Source organism: Aquitalea sp. S1-19, from assembly GCF_024343515.1.
In genome coordinates this window covers 1-5,426 of sequence record NZ_RJTZ01000152.1, presented here as the reverse complement: position 1 = coordinate 5,426, position 5,426 = coordinate 1, and the positions used below count along the sequence as shown (strand labels likewise).

The following is a 5,426-nucleotide window of genomic DNA, read 5'->3' as shown; positions in this document are numbered from 1 at the left end:
GGGTGCGGGTGCGGGTGCGGGTGCGGGTGCGGGTGCGGGTGCGGGTGCGGTCAGCATGATGTGAACGAGCCCATCCAGGCACAAGGCCGGATTCGCGTAACACGCGAATGACTTGTCGATATACGGAAGGTGCCCAACCTCGACTGGAAACGGCGAGCTACGATGTTTGCGCCAGTGTTCACTCGCGAGCATGAGCAACTGTTTCTGCTGCTCACGTATGCCGTGATAACCGGGCATACGCAGCAGCGCATCGATCAGTGACTTCACCCGCACAACATCAATGCCGACCGTCCCGGTGCTGCGCGTTGCCTCTTCTACGCCAGCACTCCACTCATCAAATGCACGCGGCTGCAACTGCCAGCTCCAGCTTCGTGCTCCGCCCTGTCCCTTCTCTTTTTGCAAACGCACGAGCTGGTACTGTTCAGACCACGGCAAACGCTGTCGTTTGTCGTGCGCATCGGATAGCTTCTCACGTTGATGCACCGGCCCTTTCCCCGGCGTCACCAGCAGCCACCATAAAAAGTGCCCTGGTTTGTTATCGTGCGGGTACATGATCAGCGTGCAATTCGCCAGCCCTTGCCGCTTACGGTATGCACGCCGGTTGCTGTTCGCGTCGACTTCATACAACTCCGCAAATTTATCTGCCAACGCGACAGCTTTTCGTGCGGCGACAACTCCGCTCGTGTAGTAGCGGCTACCGCGCTGGACGGTTTCGAGAATGATGCGCATTGCTGCGGTCTTGCTTGCGGGAATACGTAGAAAGTGTGATCCGCGTGCGCTCGGTGGCGGGAGAATTTTGAGATACATGTCGTGCCCTTCTTGTTGATGACACGATGTGTAGCGACGCTTTTTATACGTTTTGCCGGACACGGCAAAACGCTGCAAATAAGCGTGTGCGGTGAACTGAGCGCAGCGAATTCACAGCACACACATTGATGTTCCAATAGAAGCCAGTGCAGGAGGATGCATCCTGTACTGGCTTCGCGCTGTTAGCGACCGCCCGGTCGCACCGCCGATACCGGATACCTGCATTTTTTTTGCTACATCTTGTGAAAAATGCGCCCACGGCTTGCCGCACTTGCTATACGAAGCAGGACTCACTTTTCAACAAGGAAACATCACACGGGGTCGCCATCCCTTATTGCCGCCTAGTTCGGCAGGGGGTGCGCCAACGCCCCCTGTCTGTTTCAAGCCGCACAGGATTGCCAATCTTGTTGCGTTTTACTTCCCGTCGCGCAGTGCTTCTAGTAGAGCTCGCTGCGTGGCAACGGGCGCTTCAGGTGCAAACCTGATTCGACCCAATCTTTAAAAAGTATGTATGTTGGGCGACGCGGAAACGGACGCCCGGGTAACCGGGATCGTTCCTGCAAAATTCGAAAATGGTAGCTGAGATGAATAATCGTATCAGCGTTAGGACCATCGAGGGGGTGTCGGTGACGGTACAACCTTTGCCACAGACGTGGGCTGCAGCACCCTTCGTGAGGGGGTGATAGTGGAGGAGAAATCTGGAAACGAGGTACCAGCGGGCGCAAGCCGGCTGGATCGCAGAATAGCTCAAGCGTCTAAAAGCCTGTAACGGACAGGCGATGTGGAGATCTTACAAGCGATTGCACCACTGCAGTTGGTGCAGGTCAAACCTGGAAATCACATGATGGGTAAGCGAGCCGCTATGGAACATCGGGCCGCCGAAATCGACAGAAAGTGCAGAGGCACAAGTCATGTAGATGAGGGAGTCGCGTGTAAAATCGCAGTAGAGTTTTGCTAACGCGGGAAGACCTGCGCGGGGTGTGCTTGGCAGGCACACCGTCGTACCGTAGCCTCCGATAAAAGGGGTGCAGCAGGTCGGGAGCGAAGTTGAGTAGTTGCGTAAGCAGGGTGCGGCGATTTGACCGAAGGTAGCACCCGGGGGCAGTTAAAACCGACAAAAGACGTCAGGAAGTAAGTATTGATTCAAGCGCTTGGCGGCGCTACAGGCAGTAAGAACCCGCTCGTTGGCACGAGCAACGTTCACAAACGCATCGTTTGGCGATGATGCACAGACATGTTCAGCTTGGCAGCAGAACATAAATTTCAAACAGGTACTATTTATTATTTTAACCGGGCAGCTTGCCTGCCCGGTTTTTCATACTTTTCTCACATCTGAATCGGTACGTTCACCCGAACTAAAATCATGTGTCTGCAGTCGACGGATCAACTCGGCGACATCCATTTCTAGCGCATCAGCAAGCGCAAACAACGTATCGAGCGATGGCTGATTAATACCACGCTCAAGCAAAGATACAAAATTCCGGTGCACCCCGGCACGCTCGGCAAACGCTTCTTGCGACAGCTTTCGCTCTGTTCGCAGCTGTTTTAGCAGTCCACCAAAATGCTGACTCGGTAAAAACTTATTCATGCACAGTATGTTGTGCTGTTTTACCCCTAGTCTCTACACAGCATGCTGTGCAAACCTTAAAATGCACAACATACTGTTAAAAAGGTCTATCGATAATGTCCCGAAAACTCAAGCACATCTTCATCAACAGCAATACCTCAGCCGTCAGCAACGATCCTGACGGTGAAAAATGGACACTGAATTTGCACTATCACAATGCACATCACCGCATTCCGTTGCCGTGCGATGCCCACTTCTGGTATCTGAGAACTGAAGGCAAGCTAATCCTGAAAGGGCAACTCAACGGAGAAAACACTTGGATAGAAATCCAGACCAGTATGCGACGAGCACTGCAGCTTGCTGCAGTCTGCATGCTGGATCTGACAGTCGTACCATCGGTACGTGATCGCTATGTTTACTAGCAGCTCAAATTTTAACCAGCAGTACCAAATTACGTGGCCTGAGCAGATCTAACATCACGAGTCCATTTTTAAGCTGCATGCAGCTTGTAGTCATCAGCCCGCAATACACCACAGCCAGGCCGCCATCGTTTGACTGACAACTCAGGAAACTGCACTTTGCCAAACCATTCGACGATCACCGCCAGTGGTACATCACCATCACCATAGCTGTCGGTGATACTACCATCACCGCTCGCATGCCCCAGAATACGCTTCAGATACTTGCTAGGCATTTGTGCTTGCTCAAGCAATGTTTTCATGTTGTGACGGAATGAATACAGCACTTTCTTATCGCTAGTGATTCCGAGTTTACGTTTGTGCCGACCGAACCACTTGCCAAAAGCACCTCCCAGCTTGTCGTGACTATCATGCTTCAGGGTTGGAAATAGCATGCACTCCCCCGCCGCCAGCAAGTGCTGGCGGTATTCCAGCAAACCCAGTGCAATCAGTGGCTTCGCGACCGGTATTTTCCGGCGCGATACCGCATTTTTAAGACCACGCTTGCCCTCATGACCTCTCTCACTCTCATCGAACAAATCATCTTCAGACGAGAACAAGTCCGTGATATCGAAATACCATCCGTGCTGTGGATCTAGCCGAATATCTTGCAACTGCAGGCCTGCGACCTCTTCCGTGCGCGCTCCGGTGTAAAACATGAGCAGCGGAATCCAGTAACTCGCTTCGCCAGCCTGTCCCTGCGAACGCAACTGCTCATCAGTATAAATCGGGCAGCCAAACAGCTTTTCTAGTTCATCAGGAGCAAAGGGCAAACGCTTCTTGGTTTCCTTCCCCCGCACACTCTCTTTGAAACCCAGCGTATCAGCAGCAGGGTTAGCAATCAGCAAGTGACGTCCGACCGCTACTTTAAAGATACCTTTGAGCTTTGCAAGGCGTTCGTTGATCGTGCCAATCTGCAATTTGCAGTCCATATGCATGTGCTGCACAAACTCGGTCATCAGTACCGACGTCAGAGAGCACGGGCCAGAGATTCCTTTCGAGGCTGCAAATCTTTTAAGCTCGCGCCAGGGTGTCTGATAAGCAAAAACGGTTGATTTTGGTCGATTTTCTACATAGTGTTCCCATGCATCAAACACCTGATCCCAAGCCACGTAACCAGCCGTTGTCTCGATCGCCTGCTTCTGCAGCAGTTGCGCAGGGGGCTCCACCAAACCGGGCTCGACAACATCGTGAGTTTCCCGCACTTTGCCGTCATGACGCTCAAGCTGCACATCGAGCGCAGCGATCACTGACTTCAAAAATGCCCTCAGGACTTTCGGCCGTTCAGCATGAGAAGGTTTCGCATTGACACCGCAAAGATGCAGAAACGCAAAGAATGCCGGCTCAATCTTGCTGAAGCGTCCCTGCGCGAGGATGCGGCCGAGCTCTTTACGCTGGCCGCTTAGTTTCTCACCGAGCTCATCGAATTGACCATCATCAAGTCCTGCCAGACGCACCGTGTCATCAAAAGAAAGAACCTGCTGAACCCAGTAACGTCCAAGATTCTCGACAAACTGATCGGTCAATAACGGCACTGTGATCGGCTCAGATGGCTCAAGCATCGCAGCAAGTTGCTGGCGTCTGTCGCTGAATTCGCGATCAAGCCCAACCATCACTTCGCGCCAGCGCTGCCGTGCAATAGACTCATCTGCAGTTTTCAGACTGCGAAGAATTTCAGCGCGCCCATAGAGAGGAAGGAGGTCATGGGGAACCCGACGGCGGCAATAATAGACCCCTTTTTTTCCGCGCCGGCAAAGATTTTCTGCAATAGCTTTCATGTGACTTACTCCACGTCGTGCGTAACAGTTCGTGTAGCAAATCGTTTTATCCACGCAAAAAAACCCTGATTTCCTTGGGAAATCAGGGTTTTAGCATTATGTGGGGTGGATAATGGGGCTCGAACCCACGACAACCGGAATCACAATCCGGGACTCTACCAACTGAGCTATATCCACCACAAAAACTGTCAATATTGCGTTAAAACCCCAGCTCTGATGAGCTGGGGTTTTAAATGGGGCGTCTGGCGGTGTCCTACTTTCACATGGCGAATGCCACACTATCATCGGCGCTAAGGTGTTTCACGGTCCTGTTCGGGATGGGAAGGCGTGGGACCACCTCGCTATGGCCACCAGACATTAACTTGTCAAATTGTAGAAACCGAAATTAAACACCCAGACCACTTCTTTCTCTGGATGCCTTGGTAGAAGTATTGCTTCGCAACTCTGCTTATCTTAGCAAAGCCACTCAAATGATAGGATCAAGCCTCACGAGCAATTAGTATCGGTTAGCTTCATGCCTCACAGCACTTCCACACCCGACCTATCAACGTCCTGGTCTCGAACGACTCTTCAGGAGGATCAAGTCCTCAGGGAAGTCTCATCTTCAGGCGAGTTTCGCGCTTAGATGCTTTCAGCGCTTATCTCTTCCGAACTTAGCTACCCGGCAATGCCACTGGCGTGACAACCGGTACACCAGAGGTTCGTCCACTCCGGTCCTCTCGTACTAGGAGCAGCCCCCGTCAAACTTCCAACGCCCACTGCAGATAGGGACCAAACTGTCTCACGACGTTTTGAACCCAGCTCACGTACCACTTT

Annotated in this window: 4 protein-coding genes, 1 tRNA gene and 2 rRNA genes; 1 reads left to right on the top strand and 6 read right to left on the bottom strand. The window is 52.3% G+C overall.

Translation table 11 applies throughout. From position 1 onward, the window contains the following. Positions 1–807 (bottom strand): hypothetical protein (locus EGI20_RS16070; RefSeq protein WP_498632674.1); only part of this gene is annotated, 807 nt, incomplete at its 3' end. A gap of 1,315 nt (positions 808–2,122) precedes the next feature. Continuing rightward, on the bottom strand, positions 2,123–2,395 hold the full coding sequence (locus tag EGI20_RS16065) for a helix-turn-helix domain-containing protein (protein WP_498632673.1): 273 nt from the start codon (positions 2,393–2,395) through the stop codon (positions 2,123–2,125). Positions 2,396–2,490: 95 nt separating this feature from the next. Here EGI20_RS16065 and EGI20_RS16060 point away from each other — a divergent pair, with 95 nt between their 5' ends. Then, entirely contained in the window at positions 2,491–2,796 is a 306-nt protein-coding gene (locus tag EGI20_RS16060; RefSeq protein ID WP_498632672.1) for a hypothetical protein, read from the top strand. Positions 2,797–2,864: 68 nt separating this feature from the next. Here EGI20_RS16060 and EGI20_RS16055 read toward each other — a convergent pair whose 3' ends face one another. The 4 genes from EGI20_RS16055 to EGI20_RS16040 form a co-directional block, all read right to left on the bottom strand. After that, positions 2,865–4,610, bottom strand: coding sequence for a DUF6538 domain-containing protein (locus EGI20_RS16055; protein ID WP_498632671.1), 1,746 nt, complete (start codon positions 4,608–4,610; stop codon positions 2,865–2,867). A gap of 101 nt (positions 4,611–4,711) precedes the next feature. Beyond that, a tRNA-His gene (locus EGI20_RS16050) sits at positions 4,712–4,787 on the bottom strand. 63 nt (positions 4,788–4,850) lie between these two features. After that, positions 4,851–4,965: ribosomal RNA gene (rrf, locus tag EGI20_RS16045) — 5S ribosomal RNA — on the bottom strand. A gap of 120 nt (positions 4,966–5,085) precedes the next feature. Beyond that, positions 5,086–5,426, bottom strand: a 23S ribosomal RNA gene (locus tag EGI20_RS16040); the annotation flags it as partial.